This is a genomic window from Streptomyces sp. NPDC050161, from assembly GCF_044460025.1.
Lineage (GTDB): Bacteria > Actinomycetota > Actinomycetes > Streptomycetales > Streptomycetaceae > Streptomyces.
This window is the reverse complement of record NZ_JBITJM010000004.1, coordinates 531,363-552,809: the sequence shown is the minus strand read 5'-3', so window position 1 is coordinate 552,809 and position 21,447 is coordinate 531,363. Positions and strand designations below refer to the sequence as shown.

Sequence of the window (21,447 nt, the reverse complement as noted above, 5' to 3'; positions counted from 1 at the left end):
TGAACTCCCGCGCCGCAGGCGGCCGGTACGGCACGGCACCGTGCCACCGCGCACGTCCTGCGGCGCCGGGGCCGTGCTCGGGCGTCGGGAAGCAAAAAAGCGGCGCTGACGACCACCCCTCCCCCGGGGCATCGTCAGCGCCGCACCACCGCGTCAGTCGGTGCCGAACTCCATCGCGGCGCGGTCGAGCATCTGGTCGTCGTCGCCCTGGGCGCTGCCGCGGGAGGCGATGACCTCGGCGCCGCCCTGCGGCATCGCGCCGATCAGCCCGGTCGATGCGGCCTGGGCGGCACCGATGAGCGTCTCGTGGGTGTTGCCGACGATGCCGAGACCGGCGTACTGCTCCAGCCGGGCGCGGGAGTCGGCGATGTCGAGGTTGCGCATGGTGAGCTGACCGATCCGGTCCACCGGGCCGAACGCGGAGTCCTCGGTGCGCTCCATGGACAGCTTGTCCGGGTGGTAGCTGAACATCGGCCCCGTGGTGTTCATGATCGAGTAGTCCTCGCCGCGCCGCAGCCGCAGCGTCACCTCGCCGGTGACCGCCGTGCTGACCCAGCGCTGAAGGGACTCGCGGATCATCAGCGCCTGCGGGTCGAGCCAGCGGCCCTCGTACATGAGGCGACCGAGCCGCCGGCCCTCGTTGTGGTACTGGGCGACGGTGTCCTCGTTGTGGATCGCGTTGACCAGACGCTCGTACACGGCGTGCAGCAGCGCCATGCCGGGCGCCTCGTAGATGCCGCGGCTCTTGGCCTCGATCACCCGGTTCTCGATCTGGTCGGACATCCCCATGCCGTGCCGGCCGCCGATGGCGTTGGCCTCCATCACCAGGTCGACCGGGGAGGCGAACTCCTTGCCGTTGATCGTCACCGGGCGGCCCTGGTCGAAGCCGACCGTCACGTCCTCCGCGGCGATCTCGACGTCGGAGTCCCAGAACCGCACGCCCATGATCGGCTCGACGGTCTCGACGCCGGTGTCGAGGTGCTCCAGGGTCTTGGCCTCGTGGGTGGCACCCCAGATGTTGGCGTCGGTGGAGTACGCCTTCTCGGTGCTGTCGCGGTAAGGGAGGTCGTGGGCGAGCAGCCACTCCGACATCTCCTTGCGGCCACCCAGCTCGGAGACGAAGTCCGCGTCGAGCCACGGCTTGTAGATGCGCAGGTGCGGGTTGGCGAGCAGACCGTAGCGGTAGAACCGCTCGATGTCGTTGCCCTTGAACGTCGAGCCGTCGCCCCAGATCTGTACGTCGTCCTCAAGCATCGCCCGGACCAGCAGGGTGCCGGTGACGGCACGGCCGAGCGGCGTCGTGTTGAAGTAGGAGCGCCCGCCCGAGCGGATGTGGAACGCGCCGCACGTGAGCGCGGCAAGGCCCTCCTCGACCAGCGCGGCGCGGCAGTCGACCAGCCGCGCGATCTCGGCGCCGTAGGCCGTCGCACGGCCGGGCACCGACGCGATGTCGGGCTCGTCGTACTGGCCGATGTCGGCGGTGTAGGTGCACGGGACGGCACCCTTGTCGCGCATCCACGCGACCGCGACGGAGGTGTCGAGGCCACCGGAGAAGGCAATGCCGACGCGCTCGCCGACGGGGAGGGAGGTAAGAACCTTAGACATAGGAAGAGTATGCGCGAGAATGCATGTTCATGCAACTGCGGAGGATCTTCAGGTTTCACGTCTCGTGCCTCCCGAGGCGAAGCGGCCCTCGCTTCCCGGGACGAAGCACCCCTCCCCCGCGTCCGCGCGCTCTGGAGATCCCCGGCGCCCCGTCGGCACGTCCGGCCACATCACCGCGCGGAATCGCGCCACTCAGCCGGTGTCCGGAACGCGACCATGAAGCCGGTAATGCGATTGAACGTCTTATTCACCCTCATGGGTGATATTGGATCGAATTGCCTTCCGAATAGCCGTCACACAGGGGATATCTCGCTTGAGACGCCGGAACGCTGGGGGCCGGCGCACACAGGGGAAGGGGACCTCTCTCATGTTCGCACTCGCACGCCTGGGCAGGCTCGGCCTGGCTGTCGGCATGGCAGCCGTGCTGGCCACCGGCCTGGCCACCAACGCGCAGGCCGCCACGGGAAACATCCGGTATTTCAGCACCGCCGGTCAGGAGTTCCGGATCACCAACCCGCCGGACAACGTCTGTCTGACTCTCCAGGTCCGCGCGGGCAGCGTCACCAACGAGACGAACAAGACGGTGAGCGTCTTTCTCGGCACGAACTGCGCCACCTTCGTCACGAACCTGGCCCCCGGCCGCACGGTGGCCCGGGTCGGAGGACCCCAGTCGGTGCGGGTCATCGGCTGAGCTGACGGCAGAAGCCGGCTTCCCGGTGTATCGCCGAGGAAGCCGGCTGGGTGATCAGGGCAGCATGGTCTCCGCTGCCCACAGCAGCAACAGGCCCGCGCCGAAGAGGATTTGGACCCATCCGCCGGCGAAGAAGCGTTTCCTGAGCAGCGGCCAGGCCGACAGCCAGCAGAGCCCGGCCAGGACGCACAGGGTGACGATCGGGATCGTCCAGTCGATGTTCTTGTTGCGGTCCGGTTCGAAGATGTTGTAGTCGGTGGCCCCTACGGCCATGAGCAGAGCGAAGGCCCCGACGAACATGTCCACGATGAACAGCCCGAAGGCCGCGGCGATGTCGGCACACCCGTCGTACCGCCTGCCTTCCCCCGGCGCGGGCGGGGTCTGGTTCGTGTCCATGCGTACGGCGTCCCTTTCGAGCGGTGCGTGGGCCTGGGCGGGCGCGTTCAGGAGCGCGTGGCTGGTGCGTCGACGGTGAGCGGGATGTCCAGGGTGGCTCCCTGCGGCGTGGTCAGACGGAGCGTGTAGGTGCCGGGGCGGTTGTCGGTGAAGAGCTGCGGGAGGGTGAGGCGGCCGGCGGTGTCGGTGGCGTCGAGGAGGAGGGTGCGGGTGCGGGCGGGGTCGCCGTGTTCGTCGTGCTCACCGTGCTCGTCCTTGAAGTAGGGGCCGTAGGTGCTCGCCTGCGGGGGCTGCTCCGTGCGCTCCTCGGTGTCTTCCGTGTGGTGGAGCACCGTTGCGGTGAGGCGTACGCCGGGGGTGGGCGTGCCGTGATCCGTCGCGCGGATACGCAGGGGTTCGGGGAAGCGGCTGTCGGTGAGGGCGTGCAAGGGCTCTGTGGTGAGGAGTTCCAGGCGGTCGGGGACGGGCGCGGGCGCCTGCCGGACGGTCGCGGTGAAGGTGGTGGATCGGGGGCCGGGCTTCCCGGGCGTCGAGGCGGTGACAGTGACGTGGCCCGGCCGGTCGCCCGCCTGGACGGTGGGCGCCGTGGCGGTGCCGCGCCGGTCCGTCGCGAGGGTCACGGTCGTGGTGCGGCCGGGGAAGTACGCCGCGGCGGTTCCGGTGATGCGGTAGGTGACCTTGGCGTGCGGCACGGTGTGTCCGTGTGCGTCGAGGGCACGCACCTGCGGCCGTCGTGCGAACCGTTCGCCGTCCGTCCGGTGGCCGAGGTCCGCTTCTCCGACGCGTGCCAGCCGGCTGACCGAGCGGTGGTCGGTGCCGCCTGCGGGGCGGTCCGGTGCGGGGTCGGGCTTCTTCGCGGGCTTCCCGGCGGGCTTGCCCGTCGGCTTGGACGGGGTAACGGGCTTGGCGGGGCGCCGTGTTGCCGTAGCGCCCGGCGTACGGTCCCGCTCGGCTGAGGTGTGTGCGGCGGGCTGATGGCGGGCGGGGCCGGTGGACGGGGTGCGGTCTTCCCGCGGGTCGGGGTGGTGCGGGGCGGCGGGTGCGTCGTCCGGTGTCGTGGTGACCTTGCCGCCCTGGTAGGTGCGCATCCATTCCCGCACGGTGTTCACGTAGGCGCGGGAGTTGTTGTAGCTGAGGACGGCCTTGTCGAGGTCGGCCGGGCGGTTGAGGTCGCGTCCGCCGGCGCACAGGTAGTGGCCGGTGGCGAGGGCGGCGTCGTAGAGGTTGTTGGGGTCGGTCTCGCCGTCGCCGTTGCCGTCGGCTCCCCAGGTGGCCCAGGTGGAGGGGATGAACTGCAGCGGGCCGATGGCCCGGTCGAACTCGGCGTCCCCGTCCCAGCGGCCGTGGTCGGTGTCACGTATGAGCGCGAATTGCTTCCCGTCCAGGCGCGGGCCGCGGATCGGATCGGCGGTGGAGCCATCGGTGCGCAGGCCGTAGCCGGAGGCGTGCACGGACTCGACGCGGCCTATTCCGGCGACGAGTTGCCAGGGCAGGTGGCAGGACGGCCGGGCGCCGCTCAGCGTCCGCTCGGCCTTCTTGTAGGCGTCCAGGGCCGTGGCGGGTATGCCGGTGCTCCCCTCGGAGCCTCCCTCGGACTTCCCTTCCTCCTGCGGCTTTTCCTTGGCGCCGTCCCGGCTCTCGCCCGTCGGGCCCGGCAGTTCGAGGTCGGGGACGCCACGGGGCTGGGCCTGCTGCGCGCCGGCGTCGGGCCGGGCGCCGTTGGCGTCGGCGCTCGTCGGGCCGGTGACCCGAACCGGGCTGATCGCGGAGGCGGCGGTGAGGCCGGCGGCCAGCGCGCAGGCACACAGGCTCTGGCGTACGCGGCGGGCGAGCAGGGTGGAAAGGGAGGACGACAGGGTGAGCAGCGGCTTCACGAAGGTGATCCTTGAGTCAAGGAGAGGAGAGAGAGCTGGGAAAGTGCGGGGGAAATGCGGTGGCGTGGAGCGAGGTTCGGAATTCACCTGGGGTTCCCGTTGTCCACGCTACGGGCCTGCTTGTGCGGCGCGGTTTCCTTTCCGGTGCGTATGAGGGGCGGACGGCACGTCAGCCGGGTTCGGGCGGCGCTGAATCCGACGCGGCGCCCGTCTCTGTTCGGTGACGGCGCACATCCGCGTGTCTCCAGCGGCGAACACCGGTCACGGGCTGCCGGGTTCCTCGGCGAAAGCCCTGGTGGCGGCGGATGCGGCGGCAGCGGCCTCACATCTTGGGGCAATACCAGGTAAGTGCGTGCAAGAACGTATCACCGGATGGAGTCCCGAGCGACACAAGGTGTGGCGGCGGTCGGGAGAAACCCGGTCGCCGGCTTCCGGATTCAAGCGGTGTCTCCAGCAGGAAAATCGTGCGGCCCGGCTTTTCAACAAGCGTGCTGAGCAATGCCGTTGAGTCCGTGTCATGCGTGGTGAGTTCTTCCGGTGTGGCGGCGGATTCGGGGCCGTAAGGCTTTCGGTCCGCTGTGAGCCGGCCTTCCCGGCGGGCCCACACCCCGTCACCCGCCGAAATCCGGAGTCCCGGAGATGCCCATGTGACTGATCAGTTATGGGATTGGTTCAGTCGGCCGCACAACCATATGGGGCTATGAGGTTCCTCACCCACCCTTGACACCACATGGGCGTTTTTATGCGTTAAGTCGGTTTGACTTGCACCCAAGATCGGCGATTACGTTCTGGCTGTTGTTTTCAGGAAATTCTCATCTTTGGAGTGGGGTGTGGCGATGGGGGCGCGAACGCGCGTGCGTCGCGTCAGGGGCGTTGCCGGAGGAGCTGTCGTTCTCGCATTGAGCGGTGTGCTGGCTTTGGGGTCGTTGCCTGCGGCAGAAGCGGCGGCCACAACGGCCATGACGGCGGATCAGGAGACGCGGACCGGTTCATCGCACGCGCCGCTGTCCGAGGAGGAGGCGCGGGCCAAGGCCAAGCGGACCGGCGAGAGTGTGGAGATCGCGTCGCTGCGCAGTGAGAGCAGCGACGTATTCGCCACACCGGAGGGGGACTTGGAGGCCCGTGAGTATCTGCGTCCGGTGCGGGCGCGGGTGGGCGGCGAGTGGAAGCCGGTCGACACGGACCTGGCGAAGACCTCCGACGGCATGGTCGCACCGAAGGTGACGACGACGGGGATCGCGTTCTCCGGCGGCGGGGACGACCGTCCGCTGGTGCGCATGACGAAGGCGGGGCGTGCGCTCGCGCTGTCCTGGCCGGGGAAGCTCCCCGCGCCCGAGCTGGACGGCGCCACGGCCACGTACCGCGATGTGCTCGACGGGGTCGACCTGCGGATGGGCGCCCAGGAGGACGGCTTCTCGCAGCTCCTCGTGGTCAAGTCCGCGAAGGCGGCGGCGAGTTCGGAGCTGGCCGAGCTGAAGCTGAAGCTGCGTACCGAGGGTCTGGACACCCGCGAGACGGCGGACGGCGGCCTGGAGGCCAGCGACAAGGGCGCCAAGGGCGTCGTCTTCGAGGCGCCCAAGCCGATGATGTGGGACTCCAGCTCCGGCGAAGCGGCGGCCGGATCCGGTGAAGGCGACGGCTCAGGCGAGGCACCCGCCGGTGCACGGCAGAAGCGCGCCGCCGTCACCGCTTCGGCCGTCACCGCGGAAGACGGCACCGGCGGCCACGAGCCCGGCGCGGGCGAATCCGGCAAGCTCGCCCCCGTGGACGTGGACCTCCCCTCCCAGGGCGACTCCATGGTCCTCAAGCCTGACCAGGACGTGCTCAAGGGCAAGGACACGCACTACCCGGTCTTCATCGACCCGCAGTGGTACTCGCCGCGCGCGTCGACCTGGACCATGGCCTCCAAGTACTGGGCCGGATCCCCGCAGTGGAAGTTCAACGGCAAGCACGACGCGGGCATGGGCTACTGCGGCTGGAGCTACTGCGCTCCGTACGACACGAAGCGGCTCTTCTACCAGATACCGACCTCGAAGTTCGCGGGCAAGTCGATCCTGTCCGCGGAGTTCGTGGTGCGCAATGTGCACTCACCGTCGTGCTCGAAGCGCGAGGTGCAGCTGTGGCGGACCAAGGGGATCAGCAACAAGACCACCTGGAACTCGCAGAACGCCTCCGGGTACTGGATCAAGAAGCTGGCGACGGAGTCGTTCGCCTACGGCTACTCCGGCTGCGGGGCCAGGGACGCGGAGTTCAACGTCAAGTCCGCGGTGCAGGAGGCCGCCGACAAGAAGTGGCCGAACATGACCTTCGGTATGAAGGCCACGTCCGAGAGCGACAAGTACGGCTGGAAGCGGTTCTCCGACAAGGCGTTCCTGCGCGTCAAGTACAACCGTCCGCCGTCGCAGATCAAGATGTCGCAGCTGACGATGGAGTACGGCGGCGTCTGCAAGAAGCCCGCGTCCGCGCCGCGGGTGCGCACGCTCGGCAAGATCTACGCCAACAACGTCACCGACCCCGACAAGGACAGCGTGTCGGTGCAGTTCCAGGCCAAGTGGGACGCGGGCGACGGCAAGGGCCTGATCCCGCGCTGGAATCCGGCCCGCACCGCGGCGAAGAAGTCCGGCTCGAACTTCTCCGTCGGCCTGCCGAAGTCGGTCCCGGCGAACAAGCAGGTCCACTGGCTGGTGCGGTCCTATGACGGCGCGCAGTACTCGCCGTGGTCGACCGCGGGCGATCCGACCGGCTGCTACTTCGTGTACGACACGAGTGTGCCGAAGGCGCCGACGGTCTCGTCGGGCGAGTATCCGGCATCCGATCCGGAGAACCCGGACGACCCGTGGTTCGACGGCGTGGGCCAGTACGGCAACTTCGGCCTGAAGTCGTCGTCCACGGACGTCACCCGCTACCGGTACGGCGTCAACGCCGACCCGAGCGCCAAGAACGAGCTGTCCACGTCCGGCGGGGAAGCCAGGACCGCGAAGGTGCTGCCCGGTAAGCCGGGCCTGAACTTCGTCACCGCGCAGGCACTCGACAAGGCGGGCAACGCCTCGGAGATCCGCACCTACCAGTACCGCGTGAAGGCAGGACAGCCCGAGCGCGCCACCTGGCAGCTGGACGAGGGCGCAGGCGCCACCGAGGCCAAGGGCTCGACTCCGGCGCGCACCGCCGCTCTGCACGGCGGGGCGCAGGCCGGCGCACCCGGCAAGAAGGGCACCGCGCTGCACTTCGACGGCACCAGCGGCTATGCCGACACCGACATCCCGGTGGTGGACACCGACCGCGGCTTCACCGTCTCGACGTGGGTGAAGCTCGACAGGAAGCCGGACGGCGCGGCCATCGCCGTGACACAGCCGGGCAACCACCGCCCGGGGTTCGAGATCTACTACTCGAAGGATCTCGACCGCTGGGTGTTCAACCAGTACACGTCCGACAGCCCGGACGCGAAGATCGTGCGGGCCATGGCGGACAAGCCGGGCGGCGTGCAGGTCGGTGAGTGGACGCATCTGGTCGGCTCCTTCGACGGCGTCGCCAAGCGCCTCGATCTGTACGTCGACGGCAAGCCTGCGGGCGGGGCCGACCTGCCCAAGCCCTGGAACGCCCGGCGCGGCCTCCAGTTCGGCGCGGGCTCGTACGACGGCAAGCCCGGCGCGTTCTTCCCCGGCGCCATCGACGACGTCCAGATCTTCGACAAGCGGATCTCCGCGAACGAGGTCGCCAAGCTGCACGATCTCCAGCGGATCGGTGACCCCGGGCGCCCGGCGATCGCGGTCTTCCCGCTCGACGAGCCGGAGTCGGCAACCGCGGTCGAAGGCCACGGCGACGTGCTGCCCGCGACGTTCCACGGGGGCGTCACCCCGGGCCGCAAGGGCGTGGCGGGCAACGCCGCCGCGTTCAACGGCACCGACGGCTACGCGCAGATCGGCCGGACCAGCGGCCCGCACGTGAACACCTCGCGCAGCTTCACGGTCTCCGCCTGGGCGAAGCTCGACAAGAAGCCGGGCGGCGCGGCGGTCATCGCCGCGCAGGCGGGCAGGGAGCGGCCGGGCTTCGAGCTGTACTACTCCAAGGACCTCGACCGCTGGGTGTTCAACCAGTACGCGCAGGACAAGGCGGGCGCGGGCATCATCCGTGCGATGGGCCCGAAGGGCGGCACGGCGACGATCGGCGAGTGGGTCCACCTGACCGGCGTGCACGACACCGTCGCCGAGACCCTGACCCTGTACGTCAACGGGCAGGCGGCCGGCTCGGCCAAGCTCGGCGGCGCGTTCTACGCCGACCAGTCGATGTACATCGGCGCGGGCAACTACAGCGGCAAGCCCGGGTCCTTCTTCCCCGGTGAGATCGACGAGGTCCGCCTCTACGACCGGCCCGTATCGGCCGAGGAGGCCAGGCAGCTGTTCCAGCAGCGACCGCTGGTCAAGGGCCGCTGGAAGTTCGACGCGGCGGACACCGGCGCCGCGGCCACCACACCCGACGACTCCGAGTGGGGTCACCGGATGACCCTGGGCGGCGGCGCCGACGTGGGTGCCGAAGGCGCGTACATGGGCGACAACGGCCTGGTGCTCAACGGCTCCAGCGGCTACGCCGCCACCTCCGGGGTGCCCGTCGACACCGGCACCAGCTTCACGGCGACCGCGTGGGCGCAGGCCGCCTCGATGCCGGAGAGCGGGGTGTCCGTGGTGAGCGCGGCGGGATCGAAGCAGAGCGCGTTCACGGTGCGCTTCGTGCCCGACCCCAAGGACCCGGAGGCGACCGGGCGTTGGGAGCTGGCGATGCCGGACAAGGACGGTTCGTCGGCGGCGTACGAGCGGGTGACGAACACCGAGTTCTACGACGTGCGCGAGTGGAACCACCTGGCCGTGGTCTACGACGGCTTCGCCAAGCAGGCGCGGCTGTACGTCAACGGGATTCTGCAGGAGGTCTCCTGCGCGGAGGGTGACGGTTCCTGCGAGGACCGTGCCTCCACGGGCGAGAACGTCATCAGCTTCAAGGCGAACGACGCCCTGCAGGTCGGACGGGTGCGGAAGGACGGCGCCTGGAGCGAGTACTTCGGCGGCTCCGTCGACGACGTCTGGGTCTTCCAGGGCGCCCTGAACGACAGCCAGATCGAGGAACTCGCCGGCTCGTGGTTCGACGTGCCGACCGAGGTACCGGCCGGGTCCGGCTCCTAGGCCGTCTCGTCGAAGTCCCGCCCGTTGCCCGCAGGGCGACCCCGGCGGGACTTCGGCGACACGGCCTGGACCTCCGGATCCCACGTCCTGCCGTGTTCCGGTGCGGTGCGCCTGACCTCTCGGGCGTACCGCACCGGCGTCCGTCGGCCTCGCCGACATCACCCCATCCACCCCTCGCACCACACCGTCATGGCGTGGTGCCTCTCAGCGATGGACGGAAAGTCCCATGCATCCCATATCCGCACCACCTCGCGGTGCAGGCTCAGCACACAAAACGGTACATAAACGTGTCGCGCTGGCCTTGTCGTTCCTCATGGTCGGCGGCCTGATCCAGGGCGTGTCCGCCCTCCCGGCCGCCGCTGCGGGCAACGACCGGCCGGGCCTGCCACACACGGACAAGCCCGTGCCGGGTCAGGACGGCGTCAAGGTCCGGCCCCGCAAGCTCACTTCGGGCCCGCTCACCCCCGCGAAGGCCCCGAAGGCCGACTGGCCCGAGCCGGAATCGGCGACGGTCGACCTGTCCGGAAAATCCGGGAAGTCCGCCGAGCGCTCCGAGCCCGCCGGTGGCCTGCCGGTCGGGCTCGCCCCCGCCGCCAAGGACAAGGACGCGCTCGACGGCGCGGTGGAGGCCAAGGTCCTGGACCGCGGCCACTCCCAACGAGCCGGTGTGGACGGCCTGTTGTTCACGCTCGCACCGAAGAGCGACGCGGGCGACAAGAGCCACAAGGGCGACGAGAGCGGTAAGGACGGTAGCGGCAAGCCGAAGACCACGGCCCGCAGCGCCGCCGTACGCAGCGCGCTCAAGACCGCCGACGAGCCCGAGGCCGAGTCCAAGGGTGACAAGGGCGAGTCCAGGACCGGGTCAGGTTCCGGGTCCGCTGCCGGCTCCGGTGCCAAATCCGCGGCCCCGGCCGGCGACGTCTCCGTCACCGTCGACTACGCGGACTTCGCGGGCGCGTTCGGCGGCGACTACGCCTCGCGCCTCCAGCTGATCGAGCTGCCGGACTGCGTCCTCACCAGTCCCGGCAAGACCGAGTGCCGCACCGGCACCCCGGTCGCCGCGACGAACGACACCGACCGGCAGACCCTGACCGCGAAGGCGGTCTCGCTGCGCGCGGGCCGGGCCACCGTCCTCGCCGCCGCGGCCGACGCCAAGGGTGAGAAGGGCGACTACAAGGCCACGCCGCTGTCGCCGTCGGCCGCCTGGCAGACCAACCTCAACACCGGTGACTTCACCTGGTCCTACGACATGCCCGTGCCCGAGGTCCCCGGCGGCCTCACCCCCGATGTCGGCCTGAGCTACAACTCCGGCGCCATCGACGGGCGCACCGGCGAGACCAACAACCAGGCGTCCTGGGTCGGCGACGGCTTCGACCTCTCCCCCGGTTTCATCGAGCGCCGCTACAAGTCGTGTGCCGAGGACGGGCAGAAGAACGCCGACGGCAGCAAGCCGGGCGACCTCTGCTGGAAGTACGACAACGCCTTCGTGTCGTTCAACGGCAAGGGCGGCGAGCTGGTTCCCACCGGCGACGACGAGTTCAAGCTCCAGCAGGACGACGGCACCAAGATCAAGCGGCTGAAGTCCGCCAACCGCGGCAACGGCGACAACGACGGCGAGTACTGGCGGGTGACCGACCCGGACGGCACCCGCTACTACTTCGGCTACCACCGCCTGCCGGGCTGGCAGGACGGCAAGGAGACCACGGACTCCACCTGGACCGTGCCGGTCTTCGGCAACAACTCCGGTGAGCCCTGCCACGCCGACAGCTACGCCAAGTCCTGGTGCCAGCAGGCATGGCGGTGGAACCTCGACTACGTCGTCGACACCCACGGCAACGCGATCTCCTACCACTACGGCAAGGAGACCAACCACTACGGCCGCAACCTCAAGGCCGATGACGACACCCCGTACACCCGCGGCGGCTACCTCAAGCGGATCGACTACGGCCTGAAGTCCTCGTCCATGTACGGCACCAAGCCGCAGGGGCGCGTCGTCTTCGGCAACGCCGAGCGGTGCCTGCCGAAGGACGGCGTCACCTGCGCGGCTGACACCATCGACAAGCAGTCCTTCCACTGGTACGACACGCCCTGGGACCTCAACTGCAAGGCGGGCTCCAAGTGCGACTCCGCCCGTCTGGCGCCGTCCTTCTGGACCCGTAAGCGCCTGACCGACGTCACCACCGAGGCGCTCAAGGCCGACGGCACCTACGGCAAGGTCGACTCCTGGAAGCTCGGCCACCGCTGGGGCATGGCCGACACGGACTACCAGCTGCTGCTCGACAGCGTCCAGCACACGGGGCACACCGAGAGCCCGGCGATCACGCTGCCGAAGACCACCTTCGCGTACACGCAGCTCGCCAACCGCATGGACAAGACCGGTGACGGCTTCGCGCCGTTCATCAAGTCCCGCCTGTCCACGGTGGCCGACGAGTCCGGCGGCCAGATCGACGCCACCTACTCGGCGCCCGCCTGCGACGCGGCGAAGCTGCCGTCGCCGCAGTCGAACACCACGCGCTGCTTCCCGCAGTACATCGGCGGCGACGCGAAGAACGACCCGGTGCGGCAGTGGTTCAACAAGTACGTCGTCACTTCCGTGGTGGCGACCGACCGCACCGGCGGCTCCCCCGACCAGGTCACCGACTACGACTACCTGGACGGCGCGGCCTGGCACTACAACGACGACGACGGCCTGACCAAGGAGAAGCACAAGACCTGGTCGCAGTGGCGCGGCTACGGCCACGTCCGGGTCAGGACCGGCGGCCAGGGCGGCGACTCGGCCCTGAAGTCGCAGGAGGACACCTACTTCCTGCGCGGCATGAACGGCGACCGCAAGGACACATCGGGCGGCACCAAGAGCGTGAGCGTGTCCCTCGGCGACGGTGAGGGCTCCGCGATCACCGACGACGCTGCGGCGGCGGGCTTCCCGTACAAGAGCGTCCAGTTCGACAAGGCGGGCGGCAAGGTCGTCGGCAAGACGGTCAACCGCCCCTGGCACCACGAGACCGCCAAGAAGGTACGCGACTGGGGCACCGTCACCGCGAACTTCACCGGCACATCGGCGACCCAGGCGTGGACGTCACTCGACGACGGCGCGGGCGCCAAGTGGCGCACGGCGTCCACCTTCACCACGTACGACAAGGTGGCCGGGCGCGTCACATCCGTCGACGACCGCGGTGACGCCACGGACGACGCGGACGACAGGTGCACCCGCACCACGTACGCCACCAACACCGACAAGAACATCCTCCAGCTGCCCTCGCGCGTGGAGACGGTCGCCACGTCCTGCGGCGGCACGGCGGACCGCAAGAAGGACGTCATCAGCGACGTCCGCACGGCCTACGACGGCGGCGGCTACGGTGCCGAGCCGACGAAGGGCGACGCCACCGCGTCCGCGACGCTCAAGAGCCACGACGGTGCCAAGGCCACCTACCTGGAGGCCGGTACGACCTTCGACGACTACGGCCGCGAGCTGACGACGACGGACCTCACGGCCGACGTCACCGCCACCGGCGACAGCGCCCCGGTGCGCACCAAGCGCACCGACGGACGCACCACCACCACCGTCTACACCCCGGCCACGGGTCTGCCCACGCAGTCCAGGACCACCTCACCGCCGGCCAAGCGCGCCGACGCCAAGACCGTGCAGACGACCACGTCGCAGCTGGACCCGCTGCGCGGAAACGTGCTCAAGGAGACGGACACCAACGGCAAGGAGACGCAGTTCGCCTACGACGCGCTCGGCCGCTCCACCAAGGTGTGGCTCGCCGACCGCAAGGCGTCCGGCACTCCGACGTACGAGTTCGCCTACACCGTCACCGAGGGCAAGCCGGTGGCCGTCGCCACCAAGCTGCTCGACAACAACGGCGGTCAGGTCACCTCGTACAAGCTCTACGACGGCTTCCTGAGGGAGCGGCAGTCCCAGGCACCCGGCCCGGACGGCGGCCGTCTCGTCTCCGACGTCTTCTACGACGAACGCGGCCTGGTGGCCAAGACGTTCGCGGACTACTACGTGGACGGCAAGCCCGTCACCGAGCTGTTCAAGCCGGCCGACGCGCTGTCCGTTGAGTCGCAGACCCGCACCACCCACGACGGCCGGGGCCGCCCGGTGCAGGTGCAGATGATCGCCGGGAACGGTGACGGCGGCAAGGTCCTGAACACCACCACGACCAGCTACCACGGCGACCGGACCACGGTCATCCCGCCGGCCGGCGACACCGCCACCACCACGCTCACGGACGTCCGCGGCAACACGGTGGAGCTGCGCAGGCACCACGAGCGGAAGGCCGACGCTCCGTACGACAGCACCAGGTACACCTACACGCCATCGGGCCTGCCGTCGAAGGTGACGGACCCGGCGGGCAACAGCTGGACCACCACCTACGACCAGATGGGCCGCACGGTCGAGTCGCGTGACCCGGACAAGGGCACCACGACCAGCACGTACGACGACCACAACCAGCTGGTCTCCAGCACCGACGCCCGCGGCGTCACCCTCGTCAACGTCTACGACGACAGTGGTCGCAAGACCGAGGTCCGCGAGGGCTCGGACACCGGCAAGGTGCGCCTGAGCTGGACGTACGACACCATCCCCGGTGCCAAGGGGCAGCTCGCCGAGTCCACCCGCTACGTGGGCGACGCGAAGTACACGACCAAGGTCGCGGGCTACGACCGTCTCTACCGTCCCGCGCGGACCGCGGTCGTGATCCCGAAGTCCGAGGGCGCGCTCGCCGGCACGTACCAGACCGGCACCGCGTACCGGCCGTCGGGCAAGGTCGCCTCGATCAGCTACTCGGCGGCGGGCTCGCTGCCCGGTGGCTCGGTCAACTACGGCTACGAGGCGGACACGCTGCGCCCGACGTCCGTTTACGGGCAGGGCATGACGGCGTCCACCAAGTTCAGCCACACCGGCAAGCCGCTCCAGCACGAACTGGGCCTGACGGACGGCGGCAAGAAGACCTGGGTCACCAACACCTACGAGTGGGGCACCCAGCGCCTGGCCACCTCCCGCGTGGACCGCGAGGAGCAGAAGGGCGTCGACCAGCAGGCCGACTACGCGTACGACGAGGCGGGCAACGTCCTGTCGGTCAAGGACGTCTCGCGCACCGGCACGGACAACCAGTGCTTCCGCTACGACCACCTGCGGCGGCTGACCGAGGCGTGGACGCAGGGCGACAAGACCTGCGGAGCGTCCCCGTCCGCCGGCGCCGTCGGCGGCCCGGCCCCGTACTGGCACTCGTACAGCTACGACAAGGTCGGCAACCGTCTCGCGGAGACCCGCCACGACACGGGCGGCGACAGCAAGAAGGACGTCAAGCGCGCCTACACCTACCCCGAGCCCGGCACCCCGCAGGCCCACACGCTGACCTCGGTCACCACGGACGGCCCTGACGGCACGCAGAAGACCGGCTACAGCTACGACAAGACCGGCAACACCACCGGGCGCGGCGACCAGAAGCTGGCCTGGGACGCGGAGGGCAACCTCAGCAAGGTGACCGAGCCGGTCGCGGGCAAGCCCGACAAGGTCACCGAGTACCTGTACGACGCCGACGGCCAGCGTCTGCTCTCCCGCACGGGTGAGCGGACCACGCTGCACCTCGGCCACACCGAGGTCACCCTGGACAAGGGCGCGGCCAAGGCGAAGGCCACCCGCTACTTCGACCTGGGCAGCGGCCACCAGGCCGTGCGCTCGGACGACGGCTCCTTCTCCTTCACCATCGGCGACCATCACGGCACCGGCCTGCTGGCCGTCGCGGCAAGCGACTTGACCCTCAGCCAGCGCCGCGTGCTGCCCTTCGGCGGCACCCGCGGGCAGGCGCCGAAGTCCTGGCCCGGCACCAAGGGCTTCGTCGGCGGCACCGACGAGACGAAGGGCACCGGACTCACCCACCTCGGCGCCCGCGAATACGACCCGAACACGGGCCGGTTCATCTCCGTCGACCCGATGATGGACACCTCGGACGCCCAGCAGATGCACGGCTACACCTACGGGAACAACAACCCGCTGGTGTACGCGGACCCGAGCGGGAAGTTCTTCGGGTGGTTCTTCAACCAGGTCATGAACAGCGTCATGGACACGATCGGGGCGATCAAGAAGGCGTACAAGACCCCGAACGCGAACCCGGGCGCCTCACGGTCGAGGGCGTCGATCCCGACGGTCAGCAACCGGAACCTGGCCAAGGGCCTGAAGAACATCTACGCCAAGCCCCAGGCGAAGACGGTCATGGGCGACGGAAAGGCCGCGACCGCCATCATCTACGAGTTCAACAACGGCAAGCGCCTCGACAACAAGGACGAGTGGCACATTCAGAAGGGCTGGGGCGCTCTGAAGAACATGTCGTCGATCCTGGAGAAGGACCGAAAGGCCCGGGAGACGGGCAAGGGAATGGACAACCTTCTCAATGATCACGACCTCGCGGTCGCCAAGTCCGAGGCGAAGGAACTCTGGAACGCGCTCAACTCCCGCGATATCACCGGAAAGGTTGCGAGGACGGTGAAGCAGGATGCGGGCATGAAGGACGCCATCAAGAAGAACGTCGACGACGTCATCAAGACGTCGGCGGTCAAGGACCTCACGGGCCAGAAGTTCGAGCCGACCCAGCACAAGGGCCCCCAGCCGGTCGGCGAGCCCACCCGCCTGCGCGGATTCGCCAAGTCGTTCGGCATCGCGGGCGGCGTGGCATCGGCCGCCCAGGCACCCGGCTACATCAGGGATTACGGGTGGAAACGAGGTAGCTGGGAACTGTTCAAGGACGCATTCGACCCGCTCGGTGTCTCCAAGGGACAGGACCCCTATTACCCTGAGGACAACGGCGGCGGAGGCGGCGGATCCATCTGCGACCCCTCGTCCGGAAACTGCGCCTGAGGGGAAACATGATGAGCGAACTCGACCCACTGGAGGTTCCCGCACTGCTGCTGCGCATGGTGCCGGAAACCGCGGAACACATCGCCGAGCTGTACGAGATGCCCGCGGACAAGGCCGTCACCAGCGAAGCCGCCCGGTACGACACCTTCGCGCTCCTTCAGGAGGCGTTCATGGAGCCGGTCGTGCTGCCGGAACTCACAAGGACGTCACCCGACGCGGAACTCATGGGCAGGTGCTTCGAGTTCGCAGACCTCTTGGTACGCAGCTCGACCCATGCCCTGACGGGGCCCGTGTACTTCCAGGTTCTGGAGGAGTTCTTCGACACGGACCTCCTGGAAAAGGCCATCCCGTTCATGCGGGAGGCAACCCGGAAACGCACCGCGAGAATGCTGACCGGCCACGAGCTTCCGGTACCCGAGGCGCTGCTCCGATGAGATAGCCGAACATGAATGTGGGCCCCTTTCCTCAAGGAAAGGGGCCCACGTCTCTGTTCAGCTCGTGCCGGACGGCGGGGCCGGCGTGGTGCCGCGCCATGCGTCGGTGGCGTCGATGTTGGCGGTGGCGCTGCGGGCGGCGTGGGTGGCGTCGCCCGTGCGCAGGGCGTCGAGGAGTTCTTCGTGGCCCCGGTGGTCCGCGCCGTCGAATCCGTGCTCGTCCCAGTGGGTGGTCATCGAGCGGCGCAGCGGCGGTCCGAGAGCGGTGTAGAGGTTGTCGAGCAGGGCGTTGCCGCTGCTGGTGGCGACGCCCTGGTGGAAGGCGTGGTCGGCCTCGATCCATGCGTCGCGGTCGCGGTGCTGCCAGGCGGTGGCGCGCTGGGTGAGCAGGTCGCCGAGGCGGGTGAGTTCCTCGGGGGTGATGCGGGTGGCGGCCAGGCGGGCGGCCTGGGCGTCGAGGGCCTCGCGGACTTCGAGTACGTCGCTCAGTTCGCTGTCGAGGCGCTGGATGGCGCCGGACAGTTCGCTGGTGGCGCGCACGTAGGTGCCGTCGCCCTGGCGCGCCTGGAGGAGACCGGCGTGGATCAGGGCGCGGGTCGCCTCGCGCAGGGTGCCGCGGGCGATGCCGAGCTGTTCGATGAGTGCCGTCTCGGTCGGGATGCGGCCTCCTACCGGCCACCGTCCCGAGGTGATCTCGGCACGCAACCGCTGGATGACGTCGTCGACCAGTACTGAGCGGCGTGCGGAGGCGAGAGTCACGGAGGTCCTTCCTGACCGGGTAAGAGGGCTCAGCGGCCATTCTAGCCATAAAGATTGGACGTTAAAGGTCAGACGTTTTATGTTTGCTCGCATGCCGTTGACTCACCGTCCTCCGACTCCTTCGCCCGCCGCTCTCACCCGGCCCGTCGCCTCCCGCTCCCGGGCCGCCTGGCTGACCGCCGCCGGAATCGTGCTGATCGCCTTCAACCTGCGGCCGGCCATCAGCAGTTGCTCCGCGCTGCTGGAACAGCTCAGGTCCCAGCTGGGCTTCGACCCGCTCGTCGCGTCCCTGATACCGACCCTGCCGACCCTGTGCTTCGCAGCCGTGGGCGCGACCGGCGCGATGCTGGCCCGCCGTGTGGGGACCGAGCCCGCCGTCCTCATCGCCCTGGCCGCGCTGGGCGGCGGGCTCGCGGTCCGCGCGGTGCCCCAGACGTGGGCGCTACTGGCCGGCACGCTGCTGGGCTCGGCCGGGCTGGCGCTGTGCAACGTCCTGCTGCCGGCCGTGGTCAAGGCGCACTTCCCGGACCGGGTCGCGCTGCTGACCGGGGTGTACACGACCACGATGGCTCTCGGCTCGGCCCTCGCCGCGGCGGTGGCGGTGCCCGTCGCGGACGTGGCGGGCCGGCCGTCCCTGGGGCTGGCCGCCTGGGCGCTGCCCGCCGTGCTGGCCCTGGCGGTGTGGGCACTGCGGCCGGGTTCCTGGAAGGCCGCGACGCACCGCGCCGGCAGCGGTGCGGTCTCGGCTCTGACCGCCGGACGTACCCGGTTCGGCCTGCTCGTGACGGCGTTCTTCGCCCTGCAGTCCCTCAGCAGCTACGCGGTCATCGGCTGGCTCCCGACCGTCCTGACGGACCACGGCATGAGCCCCGACCGGGCCGGGGTCATGCTGGGCCTGGCCCTGCTCGTCGGAGTTCCGTCCACGTTCGCCCTGATGCCGCTCACCCGGACCGCGGGGCGACTGCGGCTCGCCTTCTGCGTCGTCGGGGTCTCGTTGATGTCCGGATACCTGGGCCTGCTGTGCGCGCCGCTGGCCCTGCCCGCGCTCTGGGCCGTGCTGACCGGGCTCGGACTGGGGGCCTTCCCCCTGGTCCTGGCCATCATCGGCACCAGCGGTCGCAGCCCGCAGGAAACCGCGGCGCTGTCGACGTTCTCCCAGAGCACCGGCTATCTCCTGGCCTCGGCCGGCCCCTTCGGCATCGGGCTTGTGCACTCCGCGACCGGCGCCTGGACGATGCCGCTGGCCGTTCTGCTGGTGCTCGCCGCCGGGCAACTGCTCGTCGGGCTCTCACTGACCTCGGCGCGGGTGGTGCGGGACTGAGGCGGCCGGCGGTGGGGGGCCTTGCGCTGGGCGGCGGGCGGCGTCTGGGGCGGCCCGCCGCCTGCCGAGGTCAGTGCTCCTCGGTGAGCGCGCTCCGCAGCAGTGGGACGAGGTCGTCGGGGTCGGCGTGGGTCAGTTCGTCGAAGGCGCCCGAGTGGCGTCCGAGCATGACTCCGATGACGGCCGCCACCATGATCTCGGCCCGTAGCTGCGGCCGGTCGACACCTTCCCTGACGAAGCGGTCGCGCAGCGGATCCACCAGCCGGGCGTGCAGCGCCGCGCGCGCGGCGTCCTGTGCGGCGGGGTCGGTCAGCCGCTGCACGGCGACCTGGGCCAGCGGGACGGGGCCGCGGCGGTCGGCCCGCGCGAAGATCTCGCGCAACCGCTCGGGTTCGAGCAGGTCGGCCGGGGGCACGGCGCCCTGCTCGGCCTCCAGGGCGGCGACGTACAACAGGGTCTTGCTGCCGAAGTAGCGGGCGATCAACGCCGGGTCCACTCCGGCGCGTTCGCCGATGTCGCGGATCGTCGTACGGTCGAAGCCGCGCTCGGCGAAGAGTTCGCTGGCCGCCGTCAGCAGCAGTTCGCGGCTGCGTGCCGAGTCGTGGCGGCGGCGTTGCGTGCCCCCGCTCACCGCTGGGCCCCGGCGCTCTGCGGCGTGCTCTCGTCGCGTCCCGGCGCGAGGTCGCCGGCCGGGTCGCCGCCGCCCGCGGGCCACGGGCGGCGGGCACCTTGCCTGATCAGCGCCACGCTCACCAGCGCCGTGAGCAGCCACACGGCGCAGCCGAGCAGGCCGGCGGTGCGGTAGCCGTCGTTCGACGGCAGGGTCTGCCCGGGGGCGGTGTGGGCCTGGAGGATCACGGCGCTGAGCGCGCTTCCTGCCGAGTATCCGATGTACTTCACGACTTGATTGAAGCTCATCGCGCTGCCGGTCTCGTGCGCGGGCACCGCGCCCACGATGAGGGCGGGTGTCACGGCGAAGTTGAAGCCGACGCCGAGCCCGGCCACGGCCATGGCCGCGCACACCCCCCACATGCTCCCGCGGGCGAACACGAAGCACAGCATGGCCGCGAGGGAGAGCAGACAGCCCAGCGGCAGCAGCCGGGGCAGCGGATTCCTGCGGGCCAGGAGCCGCACCAGCCGTCCGGACACCAGGCTGGCCACCGAGAACGGCACCAGGACCAGTCCGGTGACGACGACGCTCGACCCGAAGCCGTAGCCGGCGCTCCGCGGCGTCTGCAGGTAGCGGGTCACCAGCGAGATCAGCAGGTACGTCCCGATGCCGCCGATCATGGTGGTGAAGTCGGCCATGAGGACCGTCCGGTCGCGGACCAGCCGCACATCGACCAGGGGGTGCGGCGCGCGCAGTTCGTGGATCACCCACCCGGTCAGCAGCAGAACCGCCACCGCGGCCAGGGCGAGCAGCCGGACCGACGTCCAGCCCCAGCGTTCGCCCTCGGTGAGGGCGAACAGCAGCGCCGTCATTCCGGCGGTGAGCAGCACCGCGCCCGGCACGTCCATCGGGTGCGCCGGACGCCGTGGAGGCTCGGGCAGTACGAGGGCGGCGGCGATCAGTGCCGCGGCGGCGGAGATCACCGCGAACCAGAATCCGGCGTACATCCCGAAGTACTGCGCGAGCAGCCCGGTGAGGGGGTAGCCGAGCCCGACTCCGGCCACGGTCGTGAGCGACAGCGTCGCCAGCGCCGACCGCGCCCGGTCGGGCGGCAGGGCATCGCGGGCGGTGGCGATCGCGAGGGGCACGAGCCCCATTCCGACGCCTTGCAGCGCCCGTCCCGTGAGCAGGAAGCCGAAGCCCAGCGGCAGCGCCGCCAGCAGGCTGCCCACCAGCACCGTGGCCAGCCCGCCGATGATCACCTTCCGTCGGTGCGGACCGTCGCCGAGGCGCCCCATCGCCGGGGTGGCGACGGCGCCCATCAGCATCGTGACGGTGAGCGACCACTGCGCGGTGGTCACCGATACGTGGTCGATGTCGGCGATCGTCGGGATCAGCGGGGCGCCGAGGCTGCTGACGATCGCGACCAGCATGCCCAGACAGACCAGCACCGGGACCAGTGCCCGGTGCTCGCCCGAGGACGAAGTGCGTATGTGCCGCATGGTCTGGTCACTCCATCTTGTCATCAATTGATGTCTTCGCATGATGACATAGTGGCGGTGGCCGTCCGGACGTCGGCCTCCCGCCCGCCCCGGTTGACGTCCTCGTGTCGGCGGTTGTGCCTACTTGCCCGCGCCGACGGGGTCGACGGTGATCGCGGCGGGTGAACTGCCGTCGGATATGGCTGAAGTCGAGCTGGGAGGTCTTGCAGGGGCCGGAAGCGG

Annotated in this window: 11 protein-coding genes; 5 read left to right on the top strand and 6 right to left on the bottom strand. The window is 69.8% G+C overall.

What is annotated here, in order from left to right; all coding sequences use genetic code 11:
* Positions 1–153: 153 nt before the first annotated feature.
* A complete protein-coding gene (argG, locus tag ACIBK8_RS09945) occupies positions 154–1,605 on the bottom strand; it encodes an argininosuccinate synthase (protein ID WP_399041205.1) in 1,452 nt (483 codons plus the stop codon).
* 367 nt (positions 1,606–1,972) lie between these two features.
* On the opposite strand from argG, the gene ACIBK8_RS09940 reads away from it, so the two are divergent.
* Complete coding sequence (locus ACIBK8_RS09940) at positions 1,973–2,296, top strand: hypothetical protein (protein ID WP_399041204.1); 324 nt, start codon at positions 1,973–1,975, stop codon at positions 2,294–2,296.
* 54 nt (positions 2,297–2,350) lie between these two features.
* Here the strand turns inward: ACIBK8_RS09940 and ACIBK8_RS09935 are convergent, their stop codons facing one another.
* The gene (locus tag ACIBK8_RS09935; protein WP_399041202.1) at positions 2,351–2,692 is read right to left on the bottom strand and encodes a hypothetical protein; all 342 of its coding nucleotides are present in this window, start codon (positions 2,690–2,692) and stop codon (positions 2,351–2,353) included.
* A 47-nt stretch (positions 2,693–2,739) separates the two neighbouring features.
* Complete coding sequence (locus ACIBK8_RS09930; RefSeq protein WP_399041201.1) at positions 2,740–4,566, bottom strand: lytic murein transglycosylase; 1,827 nt, start codon at positions 4,564–4,566, stop codon at positions 2,740–2,742.
* A gap of 959 nt (positions 4,567–5,525) precedes the next feature.
* Here ACIBK8_RS09930 and ACIBK8_RS09925 point away from each other — a divergent pair.
* From ACIBK8_RS09925 to ACIBK8_RS09915, 3 genes are all read left to right on the top strand, one after another.
* Positions 5,526–9,737 (top strand): LamG-like jellyroll fold domain-containing protein, encoded by a 4,212-nt coding sequence (locus ACIBK8_RS09925; RefSeq protein ID WP_399041200.1) that lies wholly within the window; start codon positions 5,526–5,528, stop codon positions 9,735–9,737.
* A 226-nt stretch (positions 9,738–9,963) separates the two neighbouring features.
* Complete coding sequence (locus ACIBK8_RS09920; RefSeq protein WP_399041199.1) at positions 9,964–16,599, top strand: RHS repeat-associated core domain-containing protein; 6,636 nt, start codon at positions 9,964–9,966, stop codon at positions 16,597–16,599.
* Positions 16,600–16,610: 11 nt separating this feature from the next.
* Positions 16,611–17,033 carry a hypothetical protein gene (locus tag ACIBK8_RS09915; RefSeq protein ID WP_399041198.1) on the top strand — a complete coding sequence of 141 codons (423 nt, stop codon included), beginning with the start codon at positions 16,611–16,613 and terminating at the stop codon, positions 17,031–17,033.
* Between the two features lie 57 nt (positions 17,034–17,090).
* On the opposite strand, the gene ACIBK8_RS09910 is transcribed toward ACIBK8_RS09915, so the two are convergent.
* On the bottom strand, positions 17,091–17,792 hold the full coding sequence (locus ACIBK8_RS09910) for a FadR/GntR family transcriptional regulator (protein ID WP_399041197.1): 702 nt from the start codon (positions 17,790–17,792) through the stop codon (positions 17,091–17,093).
* Positions 17,793–17,883: 91 nt separating this feature from the next.
* On the opposite strand from ACIBK8_RS09910, the gene ACIBK8_RS09905 reads away from it, so the two are divergent.
* Complete coding sequence (locus tag ACIBK8_RS09905; RefSeq protein ID WP_399041196.1) at positions 17,884–19,113, top strand: MFS transporter; 1,230 nt, start codon at positions 17,884–17,886, stop codon at positions 19,111–19,113.
* 70 nt (positions 19,114–19,183) lie between these two features.
* Here ACIBK8_RS09905 and ACIBK8_RS09900 read toward each other — a convergent pair whose 3' ends face one another.
* Positions 19,184–19,744 (bottom strand): TetR family transcriptional regulator, encoded by a 561-nt coding sequence (locus tag ACIBK8_RS09900; RefSeq protein ID WP_399041195.1) that lies wholly within the window; start codon positions 19,742–19,744, stop codon positions 19,184–19,186.
* Positions 19,741–21,225, bottom strand: coding sequence for an MFS transporter (locus tag ACIBK8_RS09895; protein ID WP_399041194.1), 1,485 nt, complete (start codon positions 21,223–21,225; stop codon positions 19,741–19,743). The genes ACIBK8_RS09900 and ACIBK8_RS09895 overlap by 4 nt, the downstream gene beginning before the upstream one ends.
* Positions 21,226–21,447: the final 222 nt, after the last annotated feature.

Coding starts and splice junctions, on each gene's coding strand:
- ACIBK8_RS09905 (WP_399041196.1), top strand. CDS start 17,884: ATGCCGTTGACTCACCGTCCTCCGACTCCTTCGCCCGCCGCTCTCACC.
- ACIBK8_RS09925 (WP_399041200.1), top strand. CDS start 5,526: ATGACGGCGGATCAGGAGACGCGGACCGGTTCATCGCACGCGCCGCTG.
- ACIBK8_RS09915 (WP_399041198.1), top strand. CDS start 16,611: ATGAGCGAACTCGACCCACTGGAGGTTCCCGCACTGCTGCTGCGCATG.
- ACIBK8_RS09895 (WP_399041194.1), bottom strand. CDS start 21,225: ATGCGGCACATACGCACTTCGTCCTCGGGCGAGCACCGGGCACTGGTC.
- ACIBK8_RS09940 (WP_399041204.1), top strand. CDS start 1,973: ATGTTCGCACTCGCACGCCTGGGCAGGCTCGGCCTGGCTGTCGGCATG.
- ACIBK8_RS09935 (WP_399041202.1), bottom strand. CDS start 2,692: ATGGACACGAACCAGACCCCGCCCGCGCCGGGGGAAGGCAGGCGGTAC.
- ACIBK8_RS09920 (WP_399041199.1), top strand. CDS start 9,964: ATGCATCCCATATCCGCACCACCTCGCGGTGCAGGCTCAGCACACAAA.
- argG (WP_399041205.1), bottom strand. CDS start 1,605: ATGTCTAAGGTTCTTACCTCCCTCCCCGTCGGCGAGCGCGTCGGCATT.